This is a genomic window from Paenarthrobacter sp., assembly GCF_031180005.1.
GTDB lineage: Bacteria > Actinomycetota > Actinomycetes > Actinomycetales > Micrococcaceae > Arthrobacter.
The window spans coordinates 83,011-105,709 of the sequence record NZ_JAPSHI010000016.1 but is presented as its reverse complement, the minus strand read 5'-3'; the positions used below and the strand labels follow the sequence as shown (position 1 = coordinate 105,709).

25 protein-coding genes are annotated in these 22,699 nt (G+C 61.3%); 17 read left to right on the top strand and 8 right to left on the bottom strand.

Going from position 1 to position 22,699, the window contains the following annotated elements:
* The first annotated feature begins 251 nt into the window (after nt 1-251).
* A complete protein-coding gene (locus RIF72_RS13215) occupies nt 252-707 on the top strand; it encodes a DUF1801 domain-containing protein (RefSeq protein ID WP_309075332.1) in 456 nt (151 codons plus the stop codon).
* Nucleotides 708-720: 13 nt separating this feature from the next.
* On the opposite strand, the gene RIF72_RS13210 is transcribed toward RIF72_RS13215, so the two are convergent.
* Nucleotides 721-1,857 (bottom strand): AI-2E family transporter, encoded by a 1,137-nt coding sequence (locus RIF72_RS13210; RefSeq protein WP_309075331.1) that lies wholly within the window; start codon nt 1,855-1,857, stop codon nt 721-723.
* A 443-nt stretch (nt 1,858-2,300) separates the two neighbouring features.
* Between RIF72_RS13210 and RIF72_RS13205 the strand changes: the two genes are divergently transcribed.
* From RIF72_RS13205 to RIF72_RS13150, 12 genes are all read left to right on the top strand, one after another.
* On the top strand, nt 2,301-3,173 hold the full coding sequence (locus RIF72_RS13205; RefSeq protein WP_309075330.1) for an NAD(P)H-binding protein: 873 nt from the start codon (nt 2,301-2,303) through the stop codon (nt 3,171-3,173).
* 61 nt (nt 3,174-3,234) lie between these two features.
* Complete coding sequence (locus RIF72_RS13200; protein ID WP_309075329.1) at nt 3,235-4,656, top strand: HNH endonuclease; 1,422 nt, start codon at nt 3,235-3,237, stop codon at nt 4,654-4,656.
* 273 nt (nt 4,657-4,929) lie between these two features.
* On the top strand, nt 4,930-5,484 hold the full coding sequence (locus RIF72_RS13195) for a sigma-70 family RNA polymerase sigma factor (protein ID WP_309075328.1): 555 nt from the start codon (nt 4,930-4,932) through the stop codon (nt 5,482-5,484).
* The gene (locus RIF72_RS13190; RefSeq protein ID WP_309075327.1) at nt 5,481-6,386 is read left to right on the top strand and encodes a hypothetical protein; all 906 of its coding nucleotides are present in this window, start codon (nt 5,481-5,483) and stop codon (nt 6,384-6,386) included. The genes RIF72_RS13195 and RIF72_RS13190 overlap by 4 nt, the downstream gene beginning before the upstream one ends.
* Nucleotides 6,387-6,471: 85 nt before the next feature.
* Nucleotides 6,472-6,897 carry a CoA-binding protein gene (locus RIF72_RS13185; RefSeq protein WP_309075326.1) on the top strand — a complete coding sequence of 142 codons (426 nt, stop codon included), beginning with the start codon at nt 6,472-6,474 and terminating at the stop codon, nt 6,895-6,897.
* Nucleotides 6,898-7,035: 138 nt separating this feature from the next.
* Nucleotides 7,036-7,860: a polysaccharide deacetylase family protein gene (locus tag RIF72_RS13180; RefSeq protein WP_309075325.1), complete on the top strand. Its 825-nt coding sequence runs from the start codon at nt 7,036-7,038 to the stop codon at nt 7,858-7,860.
* 49 nt (nt 7,861-7,909) lie between these two features.
* The gene (locus tag RIF72_RS13175; protein WP_309075324.1) at nt 7,910-8,320 is read left to right on the top strand and encodes an MmcQ/YjbR family DNA-binding protein; all 411 of its coding nucleotides are present in this window, start codon (nt 7,910-7,912) and stop codon (nt 8,318-8,320) included.
* A 95-nt stretch (nt 8,321-8,415) separates the two neighbouring features.
* A complete protein-coding gene (locus RIF72_RS13170) occupies nt 8,416-9,042 on the top strand; it encodes a hypothetical protein (RefSeq protein ID WP_309075323.1) in 627 nt (208 codons plus the stop codon).
* A gap of 176 nt (nt 9,043-9,218) precedes the next feature.
* On the top strand, nt 9,219-10,628 hold the full coding sequence (gene ngcE, locus RIF72_RS13165; RefSeq protein ID WP_309075322.1) for an N-acetylglucosamine/diacetylchitobiose ABC transporter substrate-binding protein: 1,410 nt from the start codon (nt 9,219-9,221) through the stop codon (nt 10,626-10,628).
* A 5-nt stretch (nt 10,629-10,633) separates the two neighbouring features.
* Nucleotides 10,634-11,650 carry a sugar ABC transporter permease gene (locus RIF72_RS13160; RefSeq protein ID WP_309075321.1) on the top strand — a complete coding sequence of 339 codons (1,017 nt, stop codon included), beginning with the start codon at nt 10,634-10,636 and terminating at the stop codon, nt 11,648-11,650.
* Nucleotides 11,650-12,543, top strand: coding sequence for a carbohydrate ABC transporter permease (locus tag RIF72_RS13155; RefSeq protein ID WP_309075320.1), 894 nt, complete (start codon nt 11,650-11,652; stop codon nt 12,541-12,543). The genes RIF72_RS13160 and RIF72_RS13155 overlap by 1 nt, the downstream gene beginning before the upstream one ends.
* A gap of 118 nt (nt 12,544-12,661) precedes the next feature.
* Nucleotides 12,662-12,982, top strand: a complete 321-nt coding sequence (locus RIF72_RS13150) for a putative quinol monooxygenase (RefSeq protein ID WP_309075319.1) — start codon at nt 12,662-12,664, stop codon at nt 12,980-12,982.
* Nucleotides 12,983-13,105: 123 nt separating this feature from the next.
* Here RIF72_RS13150 and RIF72_RS13145 read toward each other — a convergent pair whose 3' ends face one another.
* From RIF72_RS13145 to RIF72_RS13120, 6 genes are read right to left on the bottom strand one after another with little or no spacing between them, the layout of a single operon-like run.
* A complete protein-coding gene (locus RIF72_RS13145; RefSeq protein ID WP_309075318.1) occupies nt 13,106-13,630 on the bottom strand; it encodes a flavin reductase family protein in 525 nt (174 codons plus the stop codon).
* Between the two features lies 1 nt (nt 13,631).
* Nucleotides 13,632-14,003, bottom strand: a complete 372-nt coding sequence (locus RIF72_RS13140) for a cupin domain-containing protein (RefSeq protein WP_309075317.1) — start codon at nt 14,001-14,003, stop codon at nt 13,632-13,634.
* A 2-nt stretch (nt 14,004-14,005) separates the two neighbouring features.
* Nucleotides 14,006-15,493: a 4-hydroxyphenylacetate 3-hydroxylase N-terminal domain-containing protein gene (locus RIF72_RS13135; RefSeq protein ID WP_309075316.1), complete on the bottom strand. Its 1,488-nt coding sequence runs from the start codon at nt 15,491-15,493 to the stop codon at nt 14,006-14,008.
* Nucleotides 15,490-16,176, bottom strand: coding sequence for a DUF2848 family protein (locus RIF72_RS13130; RefSeq protein ID WP_309075315.1), 687 nt, complete (start codon nt 16,174-16,176; stop codon nt 15,490-15,492). The genes RIF72_RS13135 and RIF72_RS13130 overlap by 4 nt, the downstream gene beginning before the upstream one ends.
* 10 nt (nt 16,177-16,186) lie before the next feature.
* Complete coding sequence (locus tag RIF72_RS13125; protein ID WP_309075314.1) at nt 16,187-16,981, bottom strand: carbon-nitrogen family hydrolase; 795 nt, start codon at nt 16,979-16,981, stop codon at nt 16,187-16,189.
* Nucleotides 16,978-18,345 (bottom strand): MFS transporter, encoded by a 1,368-nt coding sequence (locus RIF72_RS13120; RefSeq protein WP_309075313.1) that lies wholly within the window; start codon nt 18,343-18,345, stop codon nt 16,978-16,980. The genes RIF72_RS13125 and RIF72_RS13120 overlap by 4 nt, the downstream gene beginning before the upstream one ends.
* A 164-nt stretch (nt 18,346-18,509) precedes the next feature.
* On the opposite strand from RIF72_RS13120, the gene RIF72_RS13115 reads away from it, so the two are divergent.
* Nucleotides 18,510-19,151 carry a GntR family transcriptional regulator gene (locus tag RIF72_RS13115; protein ID WP_309075312.1) on the top strand — a complete coding sequence of 214 codons (642 nt, stop codon included), beginning with the start codon at nt 18,510-18,512 and terminating at the stop codon, nt 19,149-19,151.
* Nucleotides 19,152-19,157: 6 nt separating this feature from the next.
* Here RIF72_RS13115 and RIF72_RS13110 read toward each other — a convergent pair whose 3' ends face one another.
* Nucleotides 19,158-19,451, bottom strand: coding sequence for a DUF503 domain-containing protein (locus tag RIF72_RS13110; RefSeq protein ID WP_309075311.1), 294 nt, complete (start codon nt 19,449-19,451; stop codon nt 19,158-19,160).
* A 109-nt stretch (nt 19,452-19,560) separates the two neighbouring features.
* Here RIF72_RS13110 and RIF72_RS13105 point away from each other — a divergent pair, with 109 nt between their 5' ends.
* From RIF72_RS13105 to RIF72_RS13095, 3 genes are read left to right on the top strand one after another with little or no spacing between them, the layout of a single operon-like run.
* Nucleotides 19,561-20,739, top strand: coding sequence for a GGDEF domain-containing protein (locus tag RIF72_RS13105; protein WP_309075310.1), 1,179 nt, complete (start codon nt 19,561-19,563; stop codon nt 20,737-20,739).
* Nucleotides 20,736-21,239, top strand: a complete 504-nt coding sequence (locus RIF72_RS13100) for a hypothetical protein (protein WP_309075309.1) — start codon at nt 20,736-20,738, stop codon at nt 21,237-21,239. The genes RIF72_RS13105 and RIF72_RS13100 overlap by 4 nt, the downstream gene beginning before the upstream one ends.
* Nucleotides 21,236-22,654, top strand: a complete 1,419-nt coding sequence (locus RIF72_RS13095) for a bifunctional diguanylate cyclase/phosphodiesterase (RefSeq protein WP_309075308.1) — start codon at nt 21,236-21,238, stop codon at nt 22,652-22,654. The genes RIF72_RS13100 and RIF72_RS13095 overlap by 4 nt, the downstream gene beginning before the upstream one ends.
* The last annotated feature ends 45 nt before the right edge of the window (nt 22,655-22,699 follow it).

The following is a 22,699-nucleotide window of genomic DNA, read 5'->3' as shown; positions in this document are numbered from 1 at the left end:
CCATCTGAGTATGGTCCTTTCGGGAGGCCACCGTGGGTCCGGCCGGCCGTTCATTTCCAGCCTCTCTGGCTGACAAGAACTACTGTGCCGGGCCCGGATCAAGAACAAATCCTGTGTTCGGTCAACAATTCCTCAAGAAAACCTCAAGACTTTTCGCTGCCGGATCGAGCAGTTTCGGAGAAGCTGCCCAGGCTGCCGAGTCCTATCGTTGGGCTATCCGCAAGAAATCCAGCAGAGAAGAGGGGCCTGCCATGGCTGAGACCGGAACAACTGACAAAGCGAAGTCCTACGACGGCTTCACGGAAGAAGAGCGCGCCGCGATGAAGGAGCGCGCCCAGGAACTCAAGAAGGCACCACGCAAGAAAGCATCCAAAGCCGACGGCGAGGCTGACGTTATGGCCAAGATCGCGGAGATGCCGGAGTCTGACAAGCTCATGGCCGAGCGCCTCCACGCAATCGTCAAGGAGCACGCTCCGGAGCTCACGCCCAAAACCTGGTACGGCATGCCGGCTTATGCCAAGGACGGGAAGAACATCGTCTTCTTCCAGAGCTCACATAAGTTCAAGGCACGGTACTCCACTCTGGGCTTTGAAGAGAACGCAAAATTGGACGACGGAGCCATGTGGCCCACGTCCTTCGCCCTCACGGAAATCACGCCTGAGGTAGAGGCCAGGATCGTCGAACTCATCAAGAAGGCCCTGGGATAAGGCTGTAGCGCTCCTACGTCGGCTGGCTGTTGGCAGGCGGCAGGTCCGGATTCATGGATTCCAGGTCCGGGTCTTCCGCCGTCCAGACTTGAATGATGGCCCACGTGACGGCTGCAATGGGTACCGCCAGAACGGCGCCGATGATGCCGGCGAGGATGGTGCCTGCTGTCAAGGCCATCAGGATGACCAGCGCATGGAGCTCCAGGGATTTACCCATGACGATCGGCTGGAGGAGGTCGCCTTCGAGCTGGTTGACGGCGATCACTACGATGATCACGATCAAGGCCACTATGGGGCCGTTGGCCACGAGTGCCACCAAGGCGGCCAAAATTCCGGCCACGGTGGCACCTACTAGGGGGATGAATGCGCCGATGAACACGATGATGGCCAAAGGGACGGCGAGCGGGACCTGCATGATGAGCAGAGCAGTGCCGATGGCCACCGTGTCCACCAATGCGACGATCGCCGTTCCCCGGACGTAGCCGCCAAGGACCTCGATGGTCCGTTTGCCGACGCGGCGAAGCTTGGCTTCGCGCGTTCCTTGAAAGGGCCTCAGGAAAAATTCCCAGATTTTGGCGCCGTCCTTGAGGAAGAAGAACAGGATGACAACCACCAGGCTGGCGCCCGCCAGGAACTCGGTGACCGCCGACAGCCCGGTCACTGCGCCGGACCGAACCTGGCTGCTCTGGGCGAACTCCACCACCGCTTCGCGTGCCTGGTTCATCTGTTCCCGATCAATGGGGAACGGGCCGGTCAGCAGGAAGTTCTCAAGTTCGTCCAACCCTCGCGCTGCCTGGCTGATCAGCTCGTCCCACTGGCTGCGCACTGACAGCACGATGACGGTGATAACACCGCCGAGCACTATCAATAGGCCCAGGAACGCGACGCCGGTGGCCAAGCCGCCGCGCCATCCGCGACGTCGCAGCATGTTCACGAAGGGGCCGATTGCGGCGGCCAGGATCAGCGCGATGAGTACCGGGATGACCAGCAGGCGAATCTGCAGCAGCCCGAAGATGGCCACCACTGTCAAGGTAAGCACGAGCAGTATCTGGCTTGCCCGGATGGCTGTCCGGCCCAGTGAGTCTTTCCATAGATCGGGCTTGTACTGCCTGCGGGCGGATACGGGCGATGCTTGTTTGGGCGACGTCATAAAGGCTCCTGTTCGTTCGCATCGGTCAACCGACGTGATCAAACATAAGCCTACTGACTACACCCTTGGCATGGAGATGTGCCGGTTTTAATGGCCCGGCTAATGCGTCGGATCCGGATTTGGTGGAACGGGTCGGGGGTCAGGAACCGGCGACGGGCCCGGAGTCGGATTGGGGTCCGGAATGGGGCTCGGCGGAAACGGCGTGGTGGGATCCGGTGGTGGCGGCACGGGGCCGGGATCCGGAGGGAAAGGCTCCGGCTCGTGGGTTGGAGGCAGTGTCACGATCTCTCCTTTGCGTACTCAGGGTAGTGCTCCGGCAGATATCAGCAGCCTACCCCTGGTTTCGTGTCAGCCACAGGGCTTGCCCCATCACCTCGCGGACAAAAATAGACCGCAATGCCCGCTACCGTGGGGAAAAGGGACCACGAAGGGGAGGCGCAGTAATGCGAATTGCAGTGGCAGCACCAGCCGGCCATGTAGGCCGTCATCTTGTGCCGATGTTGATCCGGGCTGGAGTGAGACCGCTGGTGCTCCTCCGGGATCCAGGCAGTCTGGCACCGGATATCCGCTCCGAAGTTGAGGTGGCAGGGGTTGACTTGCTCGACGTCGATGCTGTGGCCCGAGCCGTGTCCGGCGTCGACTCACTTTACTGGGTAGACCCGCCTCCGGCGGGACCTGATCCGCTCGCCGAGTATAAGCTGGCCGCCGCCAGTGTGGCGCGAGCAGTCACAGAGGGTGGCGTCCGCAGGATAGTTTTCCAAAGCAGCGTTGGAGCTGAAAAGCGGCACGGCGTCGGCGAAATCGACGGACTTGCGGCCACGGAAGTCGCGTTGAACGTGACCGGGGCGGATGTCATCCACCTACGCTGTGGTTACTTCTTCACCAATCTTGAGTACCAGCTGGACGCGCTTCGAGCAGGAGTGCTCCAGGTCCTTCTGCCTGTCACCCAGCCCATGGCTTGGGTGTCGCCTCGGGATATCGCCGAGGTGGCAGCCGGTCGCTTGCTGTCGAGTGAGTGGCAGGGGCTTGGGGTCCAAGCCGTTCACGGACCGGCTGACCTTTCGTGGCAACACGTTGCCCGAATCATCTCCGAAGCCGTGGGGAAGCCCCTGGAGGTGGAACAAATTTCCGAGGAAGCCATGCGCGGTGCCTTGGAAGGGCTGGGGATGAGCGCTGCGCAGCTTGACGCGGTAGTGGGGATGTCCACGGGGTTCCTTGGCAATTTCACGCCTGAGCAACCAAGGTCCGTCCACAGCACAACGCCCACCACTTTGGCCGAGTGGGCGTACGCGGAGCTGAAGCCGCTGCTGGATTAGGGTAGCCATGGCCGGTTGCCGGGCAGCTAATAATGTCGGTGGCTGCTGTCAGAGTTAGGGCATGGAGCGACTTGGGGCGAGGCAGGCGGGCACGGTGCGGGCGTCTGAGGTGCTTGTTCCTGTCTCGTCTCACGGTTTGACGCCCGGGGTTCCGACGCGCGGAGTTCCGACGGGGTGCGGCGAGGTTGCGGCCAGTACGGTCAGTGCTGACCTGATCGAGCAGTTGCGGGTTTTGGAGGAAATGAAGTCGGCCATCACGGCTTTGCTGGCGCGGGTTGCTGTGGCTTTCGATCTTGCCCAGCGCGCCGAGCAGGCCGAGGCCGGTGTTCCTCCGTCGGAACGTGGCCAAGGTGTGGGTGCGCAGGTGGCGTTGGCCCGGCGGGAGTCTCCGAATCGTGGGTCCCGGTTGTTGGGTTTGACGAAGGCCCTTGTGCTGGAGATGCCGCGGACGTTGGCGGCTCTGAAGTCGGGGCAGTTGAATGAGTGGCGGGCCACGCTGCTGGTCAAAGAGACCGCGTGCCTGAGTGTTGAGGACCGGTGCACGGTGGATGAGGAGCTCGCTCCCGATACCGGGACTTTTGACGGGAAGGGCGATAAGGCGATTGTTGCGGCGGCGAAGGCTGCTGCGTATCGGCGGGATCCGCGGTCGGTGGTCGGGCGTGCCAGCCGGGCCGCAACCGAACGGATGGTGAGCCTGCGCCCGGCCCCCGACGCCATGACGTACCTGACCGCCCTGCTTCCCGTGGCCCAAGGGGTGGCGGTCTACGCTGCTCTCTGCCGGGAGGCTGATTCGGCCCGTTCACGCGGTGTCGCGGGATCCGGCTGCGCTGCAGGGAACGGCGATAGCGCGGGGTCTGGTGTCGTCCCGACCCGCGGTCAGGTCATGGCCGATACCTTGGTCGAGCGCGTCACCGGCACACCCGGCGGGATTTCAGGGATCAACCTGGACCTTGTCATGACCGACCGCACCCTGTTCCAAGGTGACAGCGAACCAGCCCGGCTCAAGGGCTACGGAATAGTCCCGGCCGAGTGGGGGAGAACCCTTGTTAGTGAGGAGCAAACCGGCCCGGATCACTCGACAACGCCGGATGCAGAGCTCACTGTCTGGCTTCGCCGGCTCTACACCGCACCAGCCACGGGTGAGCTCCTGAGCATGGACTCCAAAGCCCGGCTCTTCCCACCACGACTCAGACGCTTTATAGAGATCCGCGACGACATCTGCCGAACCCCGTACTGCGATGCGCCCATACGGCACATCGATCATGTTCTTCCCTGGCGTTCCGGAGGCAAAACGAACCTCGCCAACGGCGCAGGCCTGTGCGAGGCGTGCAACCACACCAAGGAAAACCCCGGCTGGACCACCAAAACCGTTGCCGCTGAATTGCACGGAGGTGTTCACACCCTGGAAATCAGCACCCCCACCGGGCACACCTACCAATCAAAAGCCCCACCCCTGCCCGGACACCACCCCTCCAGAACGTAGGCACTTGACGCAGATGAGTTCTCAAAAAGTTCGTACCCGGCGTAACCCTTTGGTGTGCCGCGACGATTACGTCATTGAAAGGGCCGAGCTGGAATTTGTCCCCCATCATGTTCCAGCTCGGTTCTTCCTTGTCTCGGGGGAGTTTGTCGGGAAAGCGGGTCCTCCTACGGAAGGGCGCGCAGAGCAGTTACCCTTGGTGGGGTCGTCCGTTGGTGACAAGGCGGACGTCCAGGCCCAAGCAACGGACCTGCCGCCGATCGAAAGCCCCATTCTGTGACCGACGCATTGACCGATGAAGCGCTACATGCACTCAAGGGCAATAACGCGGAACTATTCGGTGCCGTCTACCAGACGTATGCCGGCCAGGTTCTCGGCTATCTGACGGCCAAAGGTGTCTCCGACCCGGAAGCAATCACCCAGGACGTATTCATGGCAGTCTTGCCCCGACTGGATGACATCAGCGGCGGGGTTCACGGACTTCGGACCTTCATTTTCTCGGTGGCTCACGCCCGCATGGTGGATGAACATCGGAAGCAAAGCAGGGCACCCGAACACCACGAGTTTGAGCCGGACCGGGATACTCGGGAAGCGAGTTCCGCGGAGGCGGAAGCCATGGGCCTTCTGGCGCCCAAAGAGGTCATGAAACTTCTGGACTGCCTTGGTGAGGACCAACGGGAGGTCCTGGCGCTTCGAATCGTGGCAGGCCTGACCGTTGAGCAGGTTGCCGACATCATGGGGAAATCCGCCGGGGCAGTGAAACAACTGCAGCGGCGGGCGCTTATTACTCTCCGTGAGCACTCGGCAGTAAAGGAATACGTGTCGCCATGACATACAGGGATAGTGAACGCGAAGAAATCGTGGACGAGCTGCTGCTCGACGTCGATGCCGCCAACGGCAGTGATGTCGATGCCACTGATGCCGATGCCACGTCCGGCGTCCGGCAGGCGCTCCTCTCACTGGGTTCCTTCGCCAACCTTGCGGCCCCAGCTCCTGATGCGGAGCTTTCCGCCATGCTGGAGGGTCCGCATGACGAAGTCACAAAACGTCGGTGGCGGAACAAACACCGCACCGCCGTAGTGAGCGTTGCCGTGGTGGCAGCGATGGGCTTGGGCGCCAGCGGAGTTGCCGCAGCAAGTTCCGGGTTCACGCGAAACCCTTCCTTCATAGGTGAACTTTTGGGCAATGTCCGGCCGCAGTCAGTGGCCGCGGCGCCAGTACTGCCGGTTCCTGACGCGCCGCGCGTCAGCACGGAACCTGCTCCGGTTGTGGATCCTGCAGCAATTCCGTCGGTCCCTGCCGCTGCATCCATACCCCTGCCAGACCGCGCAGCACCAGCCGAAACTCCCGCACAGGCACAGGCACAGGCACAGGATGTGCTTCAGGTCCCCGCTCCCGCTGCTGCCCCCGAAGCACCTGCGTCGGCCGGCTCTGCCCGGAGCGACTCCTCGCCGGGCCACTCCGCGCCGCGCAATGTCACGCCGAACCTTGCCACTGCGGATCCTGTCACTCCAAACCCACAGCCCAAGCCCGCCCCGATCACCGAGAAGCAGCAAGCCCCTAAGCCTGATGCGTCACTCCAAGGCGCCGGGAAACCTGCGCATGCTTTGCCGGGAGCTGACATCAAGCCCGGACTCGTTCCTCCCGTTCCGGGCAACCCATTGACGGAAGAGCAGTTCCGGATGGCCGCGGACAAGTGGAAGCAGTGGCTTAAGCACGGCGACCGACGCTAGGCAAGGACCACCGCCTGAGGAAGACGCTCAACGCGCGGAATATTCGGCAAAGCTCCTCGTGGAGGGCCGGGAGTAGGCTTGGGCCATGATGCATGTCAACGATCCGGCCGTCGTCGAGCGGTTGATGCGAACAAAAGGCACCTGGGCCATCGTTGGCCTCAGTACCAATCAGTGGCGCTCGGCGTACGATGTCTCGCTGTATGTCCGGGACAAGATGGGCATGGAGATCATCCCCGTTAACCTCAAGGGCGAGGATGTGCACGGCGAAAAGGGGTACAAATCCTTGGCGGACATCCCGGAAGCCAGGCACCCCATCGATGTTGTTGACTGCTTCGTTAACTCTCAGCGCGTGGGGGCAGTGATTGACCAGGCGATTGCGATCGGAGCCAAGGCTGTGTGGCTCCAGCTCGGCGTCTTTGACGATGACGCCGTGCAGCGTGCACGTGAGGCGGGACTGGATGTGGTGGTCAACTCCTGCCCGGCACGCGAAGGATGGCACTACGGCCTGTGATGGCCGCGCTGATTCCTCTGCTAGATTGCAGCTGAATCATTTCTTGAGTGTTGGGGGACAACCATGTTCGGTAGCCATTCTGCGGTGCCTGGTTCCGCGCCCAGCAGACGCGCAGTCTTTAGTGTTTTAGGTGCTTCCGTGGTGGCCGGATTGACGGCGTGCACTACCGATGAAAGTTCGACGCCGGCGATAACGCCCAGTGGCGCGGCCGGGTCGCCCGAGGCGCCGGGACCCAACGGTGCGCTGGCAGTCGGAGGTGAGGTTCCGACGTCGTCCGCCTCTCCAACGCAAGCTCCCTCTCCGACTCCCACGCCGACAGCCACCAAACGCATCCGGCGCACGTTTATCCCGGATTATCAGCTGCCGCCGATCGTTGGTGGGCTGGCTCCGGTGATCACCAAAATCGAGACCAAACACCCGGTGGTGTTCCTGACCATCGATGACGGCAACATCAAAACGCCGGAGTCGATCAAGCTCCTGGCTGAGTATGACTATCCGTCGTCGCTGTTCCTCACCAAGGACACCATCGCGGACAATCCGGCTTTCTTCAACGCGTTCAAAGCCCAGGGCAGCCTGATCGAGAACCACACGGTCACTCACAACATCAACATGGTGCGGCAGTGGGGTTACCAGCAGCAATTGAATGACATGGTGGGAATGCAGGAGTACGCGCTCCAGCACTATGGTCGCCGTCCCACGCTTTTCCGGCCGCCGGGAGGGGCGTATTCCAACGTGATGCGCCAAGCCGTTGCTGACGCAGGAATGAAGGCGATCGTTACGTGGGAGGCGAAGGCGAACGCCGGGAAGATGGACTACCAGGTGGGCAACTCACTTCGTCCGGGTGACATTGTGCTCATGCACTTCCGGGCTGAGTTCGCCGCTGACCTCGCTGCTTTCCGCGCTGCGCAGTTGGCGGCGGGGCTTGAAGTCGTGCTGCTGGAGGACTTCCTGGGCGTGGCGTAGGCGGGGCATCAGCATAGCCCGCCGCCCGGAGCGCCAGTAGGCTCTCCCCATGGATGTTTCCACCCTGCGCGAGATTTGCCTGGCCTTTCCCGGTGCGTTCGAAGACTTCCCGTTCGGTCCCGAGACCTCCGTGTTCAAGGTGCGCTCCGCCGTCGCCGGTGGTTCGCGTCAGGAGGCCAAGATGTTCGCTTTGTCCACCATGGATCCGGACAACTGGTCCGTGAGCCTCAAATGCGAGCCCGCATTGGCCGAACAACTCCGGGCAGCGAACCCTGAAATCACGGGTGCGTGGCATATGAACAAGACTCACTGGAATGGTGTCCGCCTGGATGGCGCCCTGCCCGATGACATGATCCGGGACATGGTGGAGGACTCGTACGACCTCGTGGTGGCCACTCTAAGCCGTAAGCAACAGGAGCAACTTGGCTGGGCCAGGCTCGCAAAGCCACACGGCAACTGACACGCCCGCTAACCCCTCCCCACGGCGCTGACATGGGGCTAGATTGATACTGCATACCTAAAGACCTCAGCCACTGGCTGGTCAGGAGCGGTTTGATGCTGGATCAGAAAACACTGGACCACCTTTGGAACTTTCGCGATCCTGCAGCCTCCGAGGCCGCGTTCCGCGCCGCGATGACAGAAGAAGAGTACGACGCCGACGAACGCGCTGAGTTGGCAACCCAGCTTGGGCGGGCCATCAGTTTGCAAGGCCGCTTCGAAGAAGCCGATGCCCTCCTGGACGAAATAGACGACGACGAACCAACTGTTGGCGTGCGTATCCTCCTTGAGCGCGGTCGGGTTCTTAACTCCGGCGGACGCGCCGCCATGGCTGTGCCTCTCTTGGAGCAGGCAGCCGAGTTGGCGGACCACCTTGGTGAGGAATTCCTGGCTGTTGATGCCCTGCATATGCTCTCCATCGCAGATGCTGCCAATGCCGAAGTGTGGATGCGTAGCGCCCTTGAATATGCGTCCACGGCCCATGATGAGCGAACCAAGCGTTGGATGATTGCTTTGCACGCAGGCCTTGGGTCGTTTCTGCAGGGTAAAAACCGACTCACGGAAGCCTTGGTGGAGTTCCAGTTGGCCGAACAATGGGCGGAACGACTGGGAACTGAGCGGCAGAGGGCCATGACACGGCAGGCAATCACGGAGTGCGGAAAAGCCCTCGCTGAAGGTCCGTAGAAAGATCACGCTTTGACAAATGTTGATCGAAACTGCCAAGAAAGATTGATTTTCGATCATTCCTGGTGAATTATGTCACAGAAGGTTGGTGCTGCCAGAGCGCCAACCCAGACTGTCTGACTGAACGGCTTTCCCGCCGCAACGGTCGACACTACGAGTCACTGGAGGGTTTAGAAATGAACGTTCAGCACCAGTCCGTCGGACGCCGTGGATTCCTGCGCGGAGCACTCGCAGCAGCCGTGCTCGTGCCTATGGGTGGAACCATTGCTTCCTGTGCCGCGGGTGGCGGCGGCACGACCACCGGTCCCACCGGAACCGTTTCCGACACCAACCCGTTTGGCATGGCGGAAAAGGCAACCCTCGACGCCGTGATCTTCAAGGGCGGCTATGGCATCGACTACGTCGAGTTCGCCGGCCAGATCTTCGAAAAGACGCATGAGGGCTCCACTGCGAAAATCTCACCGTCCACCGACATCGCCCAGGAGCTCCAGCCGCGCTTCGTCGGTGGCAACCCGCCTGACCTGATCGACAACTCCGGCGCAAAATCCATCGGCTTCAGCACCATCCTTGCCCAGCTCGAAGACCTCACCAGCGTTGTAGAGGCCAAGAACTTGGAAGGCCAGGTCATTAAGGACACCCTGTACACCGGCGTACTGGCTCCAGGCACCTTTGACGGCAAGCTCGCTGCCCTGAACTACGTACTGACCGTATACGCCATGTGGTACTCAGACTCCCTGCTCAAGGAGAACGGCTGGACCGTCCCCAAGACCTGGGATGAAATGTACACCTTGGGGGAGCAGGCCAAGGCCAAGGGCAAGTACCTGTTTGTTTGGGGCAAGGAAGCCGCGACGTACTACCAGGAAATGGCGATCGCTTCCGCTGTCAAGGAAGGCGGTGACGAGGTCCGTCTCGCCTTGGAAAACCTCACGGCCGATTGCTGGTCCCACCCGGCCGTCCAGTCCGTGTTCACGGCGATGGACAAGATCGTCAAGGCGGGCTTCTTCAAGCCCGGTGGCTCCGGTACCCAGTTCACGGCCGCTCAAGCGCAATGGACCAACGCCCAGGAGGCTGTGTTCTACCCGTCCGGTTCCTGGATTGAAAACGAAATGAAGGACCAGACCAAGGCCGGCTTCAACATGATGGGCGCGCCCGTGCCCACCGCGAGTGCCAGCCCCAGCAAGCCCCACACCGCATTGCACAGTGCTGCTGGCGAGCCGTTCATTGTCCCGTCGCAGGGCAAGAATGTGGCCGGTGGCAAGGAACTGCTCCGGATCATGCTGTCCAAGGAAGCTGCAACCAACTTCGCCAAGACCAAGTTGGCTCCCACCATTGTCAAGGACACCGTCCCAGCCGATGGCTTCGGTTCAACGGCACTGGTCTCGCAGACCAAGCTTCTCGCCGACGCGGGAGAGGACATCTTCACGTGGAACTTCATCGACCTCTACGGCACCAATAAGGACCAGCTGGTGGTCTGGAACAGCTTCCTTGACGGACAGTCCGATGTTGCAACGCTGACCTCCGCACTTCAGAACATCACCGATAAGGTCCGCAACGACAGCTCGGTGACAAAGATCGAAGTGAAGTGACCTCAGTGAAAACTCAGCAGAGCCGGAACGACGACGGCCTGGCCGCCGTCGTTCCGGCAACGGCTCCTCCACAGGTGGTGAAGCGGCGGCGGAAACCATTGACATGGGACAAGGTCAGCTTCTTCGCTGTCTTCCTCGGACTGCCGCTGGCGATCTACCTGTTGTTCGTGATTTGGCCGTTCGTGCAAGCCTTCGGCTATTCGTTAACGGACTGGTCCGGATTCTCGCCCACCCAGAACTTCATTGGGCTTGAGAACTACACCAAGATCTTTACGGACGACATTTTCATGAAGGCCATGGGGAACAACATCCTCCTGGTCATCTTCCTCCCGATCATCACCATCATCCTGAGCCTGGTGCTCGCATCATTGGTGACGGTTGGCGGTAGCAGCAAAGGCCAGATCAAGGGCCTGCGGAACTCCAGCTTCTACCGGGTTGTGTCGTTCTTCCCCTACACGATTCCGGCGATCGCCATTGGCATCATGTGGGGACAGATCTACGATCCCTCCGGCGGCCTTTTGAACGGCATCCTGACCGGACTGGGCTTTGACCAGTTCAAGGACTTTGCCTGGCTGGGTGATAGGAACACCGCAATGATCGCGACCATGTTCGTGATCGTCTGGGGCTTTGTTGGCTTCTACATGGTCCTGTTCGTAGCCGGTATCAAAGGCATTCCTGCCGAACTTTTCGAGGCCGCCAGGATCGATGGTGCGGGTCGCTTCCGCACCGCCGTGTCTATCACCATCCCTTTGATCCGCGACAACATCCAGACTGCCTACATTTACATGGGCATCCTGGCATTGGATGCGTTCGTATACATGGCCGCGCTGAACTCGGGCGGTGGCCCGGACAACTCCACGCTGGTTATGGCGCAGCAGCTGTTCTTTACAGCCTTCAGCAAGGGACAGTTCGGCCTCGCCAGCGCCATGGGCGTTGTGTTGGCCGTTGCCACGCTGATCTTCTCCGGATTGGTCTTCCTGGTCAACCGGCTCACCGGCGGCGATAAGGATGTGAGCCTGTAATGACTACCAAAGTCTCAACTCCGGAGATGAAGTCACTCCACTTCCAGCCGCGGACCCCGGGAACCACCACAGGCGACAAAGTGGTGGGAGCGGTGTCGCACACCGCGCTGACCATCTGGACCCTCATCGTCATCCTTCCGCTCCTGTGGACGTTCATGTCCTCCTTCAAGACGTCCAGCGAGATCTTCGCCTCACCCTTCGCCTTGCCGGGCGAATGGAAGCTGGATAACTACATCAAGGCCTGGAGCGAGGCAGGCATCGGATCTGCCTTCCTCAACTCGGTGCTGGTGGTGGCTGTGGCACTGGTGATCGTCATGGTCCTCGGTGCCATGTGTGCCTACGTTCTGGCCCGCTACACCTTCCGGGGCAGCCGGGCCATCTACTACCTGATGCTCGCGGGCCTGACCTTTCCGATCTTCCTCGCCATGGTGCCGTTGTTCTTCGTCCTGAGGAACATGGGCCTCCTGAACACCCTGCCGGGGCTGATCCTGGTGTATGTGGGCTTCGCGCTTCCGTTCACAGTGTTCTTCCTGTTCTCCTTCTTCAAGTCGCTGCCGCACGAGATCACTGAAGCAGCGGCACTCGACGGAGCAGGGGAGTGGCGGACGTTCTTCCAGGTCATGCTGCCGATGGCCAAGCCGGGCCTCGCCTCGGTTGCCATCTTCAACTTCCTGGGCCTCTGGAACCAGTTCCTCATTCCGGTGTCCATCAACGCAGCCGGCCCTCGCGTCCTGTCCCAGGAACTCGCGGCCTTCGCTGGCCAGATGGGCTACGCCGTGGACTACGGCGCACTGTTCGCGGCCGTCAGTGTCACCGTCATTCCGGTGCTCATCGTCTACGTGATCTTCCAGCGCCAGTTGCAAGGTTCCGTTTCGCAGGGCACCTCCAAGTAGTACAAGCAAGCTAAAACAGCGTTCGACGGCGGTCCCCACCTCACGGTGCGGGCCGCCGTCGGGCGTTAAGTCTGAAAGACTGGAACGGATTCTGTAGTGCAACGAAAGGCAGCAGTCTGTGATCTTTATTGTGGTCAAGTTCAACGTCAAGCCCGACTGGTCCGAGCGTTGGCTGGACTTGGTGGCCGACTTCACCAAGGCGACCCGCGAAGAGCCCGGCAACTTGTGGTTCGACTGGTCCCGCAGTGTGGACAACTCCAACGAGTTCGTCCTGGTGGAAGCCTTCCAAGACGATGCCGCTGAAGCCCACGTCACCAGCGAACACTTCAAGAAGGCCATGACGGACATGCCGCAGGCACTCGCGGAGACTCCCCACATCATCAGCCGCCAGTTCGAAGGCAGTGGCTGGGACCGAATGGGCGAGCTGACCATCGAGTAGCGGCTGTACCGCATTCACCCACTTTGGAAGCAAACCGCCCCCGACACACCTTTCCAGAGGCGTGTCGGGGGCGGTTTGCTATTTAAAGAAGGTGGTGGCGGCACAGGCCCCCGACCGCACTACTTAGAACATCCAAGGGATTTCTGCGTGGCCGAAGTCGCTGAACGAGCCGAAACGGCCGGCCTTGAACGCCAGCACCTCACCGTCCCGATCCCGGCACGTAGTGACCTGGCCGAAGAAGACCTGGTGATCACCGACGTCGTACTGCTGCACCACGGTGCAATCCGCCTGAGCGAGGGCGCCCTTGATCACCGGAAGCCCACTGTCTGTGACGTCGAAGTCTCCTTCGCTGAAGCGGTCCCCGCCCCGGACGGCGAAGCGCCGCGCCACCGACTCCTGCTTGGCGCCGAGGATGGATACCGCGAACTTACCGCTGGCCATCAGGGCGTCGCCGGTGCGGGTGCCGAAGTTCAGCGAGATCATCAGGATGGGAGGTTCCAAGCTGATGGAGGTCAGCGAGCTGATGGTCATCCCGTACTGCTCGTCCTCGTGCTGGGTGGTGACCACGGCGACGCCGGTGAGGAATCGGCCCATCGCGCGGCGCATGCCCATGGCGTCGGGAATGGTGAAGGCTGGTGCCAGGCTCATGTCAGTTGCTCCGCTCCGCTTGTGCAGGATCCGTGTAGTACCGGACTTCGAACATCTTGGCGCCGTTTTCGGAAACCCATGGTCCGTGTTCCATTCCGGGAGGCCGCGTTGCCCAGTCGCCGGCCTTGAAGGTCTTCCCGAGGCGCTGATCCACGAAGGAGCCCTCGAAGATGAAGACCTCTTCCCAGAAATCGTGGGTGAGGACGCCGTTGGGGGAAGTATCCGTGCCGGGCTCGAACTTGAGGATGCGCGTGACGCTGTCGTTGTCCGAATCCCGGGCGAGGATGGCCTCGGAGAGTCCCTCAATGTGCGGGTTGCAGGGTGCGAAGTCCACCGTGGAAACGGGGGTGAACTCCACTTCGGGCTTTGCCATGGTTATGCTCCTCCCATGCCGTTGCCGGCCCCGTTGACCGTGCTGTCGATGCTGTACGAAGCGAGGAATGTGTCCAGCTCCGCAACCAGTGCGTCATAGCCGTAGTTCCTGTAGGTGTAGGCGCCGCGGACCACGAACGGAGCACCGGCGTAGAACATTTCGTACTGCTGGTGGCGGCCGGCGAACTCGGAACCGATGATGTCCCAGGCAAGCTTGAACAGCTTGACGCGTTCCTCGCTGGCAACGCCCGGGGACTGGACGTAGCGCTCCATGTCCGGCCGGGTAACGCTGCTGGTCATGTCGGCGATGCTGGACGGCAGCTGCAGGACGCCGCCGCCTACCAAATCGCGGAGGATCGAAATCACGCGCGGGTACGTCTCGGACTGCAAGCCCATGGCCCCGTAAAGTGCGCTCTTGCCCGGAACCCTCATGCCGGCGTCGTCCGTGGTTGCTGTGTATTCGGCGGCCAGGACTGCTGACTCAACGGACTGCACAATGGCGGCGAGCTCGCCGAGCTTCTCCTGCACGCCGGGGATCTTGTCCGTGCCATTCACCTGCGCAACTTTGCGGGCAACGGAGGCGATGAACTTCAACTTGGTGGAGAACCGGATCTGGGCCTGCCAGTTGCCCAGCGCGTGGGCGCCGGTGTCGAAGAACTGGCGGCGGAGGGTTTCGATGTTCCGGTTGATGAACACTCGGTCCCACGGGATGAGCACGTCATCGAAAACAACCAAAGCGTCGGGCTCGTCGTAGTGGCTGGTCAGTGGGTAGTCGAACTCGCTGGTTGCAGCCGGCGCGAACGGACGGCGGCAGTACAGCTTCAGTCCGTCGGTTGCCACCGGAATGGCAAAGCTGACCGCGAAGTCCACATCGTCCGGGCCCAGGGGCTTGATGCAGGTGACGAAGACTTCGTCGGCAATGGCCGCGCCTGTGGCGAGCATCTGTGAACCGCGGACAATGATGCCCTCCTCGGTTTCACGTACGACGCCTACCTGCAGGTATTCGCCTTCCCAACCGGACGCCGTGGTTGCGCGGGAAACCTGCGGGGGGATGATCGCGTAGGAGAGGTACAGGTTCTCGGACAGGATCTTCTTGTAGTACCGCTCCACGTTGCCGGCAAAGTCGCGTTCGTCGTTCTTGAAGACGTCCGGGTGGGAACCGAAGGCGGCGAAGAACGTTCCGACGTGGTCGGGGCTGCGGCCCACCCAGCCATGGGTGTGCTTGGCCCACTTTTCGATGGCCTGGCGACGAAGGACCAGCTCTTCCTGCGTGCGGGGAGCGGCAAACGTGCGGTTTGCCGGTCCGTTGATCTCTTCCGAGTGGAACTGCATGCCGTTGGCAGGATCGGCTGCGATGTCGAACAGCTCGGCCATGGTCCGGGCAACGTTGGCGAAGGCCGGGTGCTCCAGGACGTTGCCGACTACCTCGCCGTCGAGGATCACCGTCCGGCCGTCGTTCAGGGACTTCAAATACTGCTTTCCGGTTCTCATCGGAGTGAGCCTTTCTTGATTTTGTAGTTATGTTCAATGGTGGTCCCATTCGGGAAGGAGAGCTCCAACTTCCAGGAAGTTCCGTCTACGAACTTCCCGTTCAGAAGGGGAAGAGTGCCTCCCAGGCACATAAAGTCAGCGTCGCCGATGTCGGTTCGTGCGAGAAGACGCTCGACGACGTCGGCCGGCTTGAGCAAGCCGCTCAGCGAACCTTCCTGGTAGAGGGTCCCGTCAACCCATGAACGGGCTGTGCATTCGTCGAGATCCAGGTCCTCCAGTGATTCGACAGCGATCACCTCGTTTGAGACAGGTTTGGGGCATGCCCGCTTGGAATCGCCGATGTCACGGGCTTCAATATCCCGGTCAGTGTGGTCGGAGCCGATACCGAGGTAGTACTTTCCTTCGTGGCGGATGTAGAGGGGCTCGATCTCGCCTGATGTCAGGTTTTCCGACGTCTCGTGCTCGCCCGAGGTCTCGAACAGGTCCGAGTCCATCCGGTAGAACATGGGAACCTCCGGTGGGGGAGCTACGCCGATTGCGGCGAGCTCATCGATGTGATGCTGGACTGCCTTGGGATCGCGCCCCGTGTAGCCGGCCACTACAGCATGGAAGTTGGTGATCACGATTGCCTTGTCGGTGCCCACCACCCTGAAGGTGAGGGGGACTTGCCTTGTGGTTTCCATTGGTTCTCCTCTAAACAGTCAAAGTGTCGTAGGCGGGTAGGCGATCGCCAATGACGGGAAACTCTTCGCGGACTGCCTGGACCTGACGGGGATCAATGTCCACCATCAGCACGGTTTCGTCTGACCCTGCCTCGGCGATGACGTTGCCGCCCGGGTCCACCACGCGGCTGTGCCCGCCAAGGTCCACGCCCTCCTGGTTGCCTGCCGCGTTGCAAGCGATCACGAAGATCTGGTGTTCCAGTGCCCTGGCAGTGGTGAGCAACCGCCAATGTTCCCGCCTGGCTGCGGGCCAGGCTGCGGGAACAATCACGATGTCCGCGCCGCGGGTGCTCAACTCCATCCACAACCCGGGGAAGCGGAGGTCGTAACAGGTGATGCCGGCAACGGCACCGAATGGCAGCGGGACTACAGGAAGTGAGGAGCCGGCAGTGAGCAGGCTGGCCTCCTTGGACTTGTAGCCGAACACGTGGATCTTCCGGTAGGTGTGGATCACGCTGCCGTCCGGCCCCAACAGGATGGAAGTGTTGCTGAGCTGGCCGTCCTCGCCAGCCTCGATGATGCTGCCGAGGTGAAGATAGACACCCAACTCCGCCGCTACCCGCGAGCACATGGAGACTGTTGGTCCGTCCAGTGTTTCCGCGAGGTCCTCATAGGCATCGAAGTGGAAGTAGCCGGCGCTCCAGAGTTCAGGGAGCACGATGAGCTCTGCACCCTTGATGCCCCGAAGGATGGCTTCCACGCGATCAATCCGTTCCTCGCGGGTTTCGGAGTCCGGGCTGGCCACTTGGACGAGCGCGATTTTCATGCTTGCTCCTTTTTCAGGACGGCGGTCACGTCATTGTCCAGATCGCTGAGCTTCAGTCCCTTGGTTTCCTTGGCGAACATCACCGACACCATGGAGATGAGGCCCATGGCGGCGAGGTAGATGCCGATCGCGTAGCCGGTGCCGAAAGCGCTGTAGAGCGCCAGGGCAATGATGGGGGACAACGAACCTGCGATCAGTGACGCCAGGTTGTAGGACACTGAGGTTCCGCTGTATCGGACGTCCGTGGGGAAGAGTTCGGAGAAGAACGCACCGATTACCGAGCTGTATGCCGCGAAGATCAGGAGCCCTCCAACAGCCGCGGCGATGATGCCCCATACTTGGCCGGTGTTCAGCAGGAAGAAGAACGCGAAGGCCCACACCATGGTAGCGATCGAGGCACCAATCAGGATTGGCTTACGGCCCACCTTGTCTGCATAGACCGCAAGGATGGGAATGGCGATGACAGCGACGCCTTGGCCGATCATGACGGCGGTAAGCCCGGTCTGCCTTTGCAACCCCATGATCTGGGTGACGTACGTGATGATGAACAGTGAGTAGATGTAAAAGCCTGCGTTCTCACCCATCCGGCTGCCGGTTGCGATGAGGATTTCACGCCAGTTGCGGCGGAACAGGATGGCCAGCGGCAGTTTCCGTTCCTTGTTGCCCTCGGCTTCGCGCTTGCGCTGTGCTTCTTTGAACAGCGGGGTTTCCTGCACGTAGAGCCGCAGGATGAGGCCGATCACAACCAGCAACGCGGACAGTCCGAACGCGATGCGCCAGCCCCATGCCAGGAATTCGCTCTCCGGCATGGTTGCGGCCAGGATGGCCAGGACGCCGGCGGCCATCAGGTTGCCGAGGGGCGGGCCCATATTTGGCCAGGAAGACCAGAAAGCACGCCGGGTGCTCTCATTGCTGTGTTCGGAGACCAGGAGGACAGCGCCGCCCCACTCGCCTCCCAGGGCGAAGCCTTGGATCAAGCGGAGCAGCAGGAGGAGCAAAGGTGCTGCCAAGCCGATGGCGGCGTAGGAGGGAATAAACGCGATGAGGGTGGTGGCCACGCCCATGAGCATCAGGCTGGCAACCAAGGTGGCCCGGCGGCCGTGCTTATCGCCGAGGTGTCCCAGGACTATTGCGCCGATGGGACGGGCAAGGAAGCCGGCTGCGAAAGTTCCCAAGGCAAGCATGGTGCCCACCATGGGATCGTCGGTGGGGAAATAGAGCTTGTTGAATACCAGCGCGGCCGCGGTGCCGTAGAGAAAGAAGTCATACCATTCGACGGCGGTACCGGCGAGGCTCGAAGCAGCAACGACGGGCAGGCTTGAGTGCTTCTGTCGCCTCAGTTCTGCTTTCTTCAATTCGGTCATTGTGGGGGTCCTTTTGCGGGGAGATTCCAGTGCGTGAGCGGTGTCACTAAGATGACTGTAGACGAGTTGTATACAACGTGTCTATATTTGAACCAGAAGTTTTTTCAGGACTCCCTTCGTTCTGAATGCAACTCGTATACTGGGCTAGGCGAGAAAGGCTCTGCATGATCCAGATGACCCCCACTGCACAGTCGCAGCCAGAAGTGGCCTACCAGTGGATGAAAAGCTACATCGCAGCCCTGCCCCGTGAGGAGGAGACCTTTCTCAACGAAGGGGTCCTGGCTAAGACCACCGGCACTTCACGGACGCCCGTGCGTGAGGCCTTGCTGCGGCTCGAAGCCGAGGGGTTCGTCAAACGCGTGCCCCACAAAGGCGCCTATGTCCCGCCGATCTCGGACCCCGATGTCCGCGCCATCCTGCAAGCCAGGGCGGTGGTGGAAAAGTGGGCCGTATCAGCCGTGGAGAGCATGTCCGACGCCCAGATCGACGCCTTCCAGCGCATCATCGACCAGCAACAGGAAGCGCGGGAAGATCCGGCTCGGTTCATTGAGCTGGATACCGAATTCCACACCCTGATGGTCCGGGCAGGAGGCAACCCCGTGCTTGCCGATTTCTATGCGTCGCTCCGGCAAAAGCAGCTCAGGATCGGCGTCAAGGCAGTCAGCCAAGGCACCGATCGCGCCGGGGACGTCTTACGTGAACACCAGTTGATTGTTGACGCCCTTCGCGGCCGAAGCCTCGACGCCGCGCATCAGGCCATTGATGCGCATCTGGACTCCACCCGCCTGGCCGTCATCGGCTACTAGGCTCTGCTAGTCCTCGCTGTGCAGCTCCCGTTGCCGTGCGCTCAGCAGCTCAAACTCGGGCCGGGCAGCCACAAACCGTTCAACGGCGTCGAGCACTTCCTGAAGGTGCGCGTGGTCCGGGGCCACCACAGCGGCACCAACCAGTGCTCGCCTATGTTGGTCCTGCAGGCCCGTTTCAGCGGCTGACACCTCGAATCGCCGCTTGAGCTCAGCCACGAGGGGCCGTACCAGCGAGCGCTTCTCCTTGAGGCTATGGACGTCGCCCAAGAGGACATCGAACTCAATCCAACCGATCCACATGGTTCATTATTATCTTGATCCAATCTTGAGCAAATGTCGCAGTGAGGTTGAGTAAGCCCCGGGACACTGAACTCAAAGGCCGGAGGGTGACCAGCTGAGGGGGTTGGACATGGAGCTCGATGCATTCTCGGTGAGGGTCGCGCTGGGCGTGGTCACAGTGACACTCCTGGTGCTGTTCTGTACTTCATTCCACCGCACGCGCTCGCCGTATGCCGGCTGGTGGAGCTTGGCTTTGCTCGAGTTCATGACGGGGAATGCCGCCTTCCTCCTCAACGGAACGCCCCACCAGCAGTGGGCCAACCCCTTGGGCAACGTCCTGGTGGTTGCAGGCGCTTTCAGCGTGTGGGCCGGAGCGAAGACCCTCCGGGACCGGAAAGCCGCGTCATGGCAGCTGGCTTGTGGTCCGGCAGTCACGGCCATCGCATCCTTTCTGGAAAGCCCCGGGAATAACGTTTGGTCCGGAGGCTTCGTTTATCTGGCCATGATGACGTTGGGCATAGCGTTGGCCGCCTATGATCTCTGGTTTATCAAGTCTTCGCATTCGCAAGTCCACAAGGCCCTGTCCATCGCGGCCGGCCTGCTGGCCTTCTACTATCTGGGCCGCTGGATGGTTTATGCCCTCGAAGGGCCGGTCAGTTACACGTTCCGCACGTATTTTGGGCCCGGACCTTCGGCGCTGATATCCATGGTGCTTCTGGTGACCGTGTCCTTCAGCATGACGGCCCTGACCAGCGACCAACTCATCAAAGGCCTAAGGGAACGTGCCACCCGCGACCACCTCACGGGACTCCTCAACCGTGGAGCCTTCCTGGACCTCGCTACGACGGAACTAGAGCGCCTTCACTCCACTGGGTCTGGCGCCGCCGTAGTCCTGGCTGACCTGGACCACTTCAAGGCAGTCAACGACGAGCATGGCCACGGGGCCGGTGACGTGGCCTTGCAGGCATTCGCTGACGCTTGCACAACCTCGGTCAGGTCCACGGACCTCATCGGACGCTATGGAGGCGAAGAGTTCATCCTCTTCCTGCCGGGAGCTACGCAGGACCGGGCCGAGAACATCGCTACGGAAATCAGCCGCCGGATGGCAGCTTTGCCGACCCCGGAGGGTGTCGTGTTCCCCACCATCAGCTACGGAGTCACGTCAAGCATTCCCGCTGTAGCCGACCTCAATTTCATGATCGAGGTAGCGGACGCAGCCCTTTACAGCGCGAAGGCGCAAGGAAGAAACAGGATTGTAGGAGCCGACCGCCCCGAGGCGGCCACTATCGCGGATGAGGCACGATCATGACCTTCAACGAACTCACCACCCGGATCCAGATCCAGCACACCCAAGAACTGTCCGCGTTCCGGCAAGGCATCACCAGTCCTCCCTACAAAGCTGGAACACCCACCATGCTGAACGCGGACCGCCGTTCGGTGAGGATGGGTCCCGTTCAGTCGGTGGAGGACACCAACGCAAACCTCACCATCGTGGCCGACGTCGAAGGCCTCGCCTGGTTCACAGCGGACAAGGGCCTGCTTGGTAGCTGCATCACAGTGTCCATCGCGGGTCACCGCAGGAACACCGGTACCCGCGTGCACCTCCCGCTCGCGGAATGCGACGCCTGGATTGAGGCGATCCTTGGCGGGGCGTGGATCACCCACGTGTACCGTGCCGGAAACAAGGTGGAGCCGGATGGCAGGCTGGACATTGCCTCCTACCGGCTGTTCCTGGACGAACGCCGTAACCCGGTGGCCAAACCGCAGGCTGTTGCCGACTCCAGCCTGCGACTCTTGGAAGAGTCGTGAGAGGCTCCAAGCCACACAGGTTGATAACCGTTGATTCACGGATCGAGAAATTGGAGCGGCACGTCCAGGCGCTGATGAAGGAGCTCCACCAAGCACGCTATGAACAGCGCCGCGAGGCTTTTACGGACACCCTCACCGGGCTCGGCAACCGCCAAGCACTGGGGAACTCATTCATGGAAGCCCAGGCAGCAACGGCCAAGGGCGCCGTCCCGCCTGCGCTCCTCCTTTTGAACGTGGATGGGTTCAAGGCACTGAAAAACTCCGCCGGCCATGCCGCGGCGGACCAGATTCTGGTCACCGTTGCCATGCGCATCCGCTCGGCCGTCCGGGAGAACGACGTCGTCACCCGCTTGGGTGGCGACGAATTCGCGGTGCTGTTGCCCGCCACCCCGCAAAGCCGGGCCGCCGCCGTCGGGAATCGCATCCTGGCCGCGCTGGAACCGAACATCGACCTTGGCAACAACAGCATCCGCTGCGGCGCAAGCCTTGGGCTGCGCACTGCGGAACCACATCACGGCATCGAGGACCTTCTGCAAGAGGCCGATTTGGCTATGGAAGAATCCAAAACCGAGGGCAGGAACAAGCTCAAGGTCTTCGATCCCGCCACCCTTCATGCCCGGCAGCTTCGGCGGCAAATAGTGGGAGAGCTCCGCGAAGCCATCCGTTCTGACCAGTTGGTCCTCTTCTACCAGCCGATCGTGGAGCTCTCCACTGGCAGGATCGAAGGCTGCGAGGCGTTGGTCCGTTGGAATCATCCCGCTCATGGGCTGATCATGCCGGACCAGTTCATTCCCGTTGCGGAGGCCACTGGCCTGATCGCGGAATTGGGCAGGTGGGTCCTGCGCACGGCCGTCGGCCAGCTGCGGCAGTGGCGGGATAACCCGGCCACCAAGCAGCACGACTTCTCCATGCGCATCAATGTTTCTGCCGCCGACCTTCAAAGCCTCGACTTCGTGGACGACGTCGGTGAGGCCCTGGCCGAGGAGAGCCTGGCCCCGGAGTCACTAGTGCTGGAACTCACCGAGAGCGCCATCATCCACAACAACGAGCTGGACCGCTACACCTTGGCAAGCCTGCACAGGCTGGGAGTCGGACTCGAGATCGATGACTTCGGCGCCGGGTACTCGTCCATGGGCTACCTACGGAAACTTCCTGTGGACCGGGTAAAAGTGGACCGGCAGTTCGTCAAGGACTTGGGCCAGGACCCTTCGCAGCTCGGCTTCCTGGCCGCCATCCAGGAAGTCATCCGCTCCTGTGGCCTGGAGGGTGTTTGGGAAGGGATTGAGACCGCCGAACAGGCAGAGGCACTCCGGAGTATCGGCTGTGCGAGCGGGCAAGGGTATTACTTCGGGCGACCGTTGCCGGAGGTGGAGTTCACCGAACAGTTGGCTCGCCAAATGGTGTGGCCGGCTTAAACAGGAACGCGGGGCCACCTAAGTGACCCCGCGTATTGCCTGCTC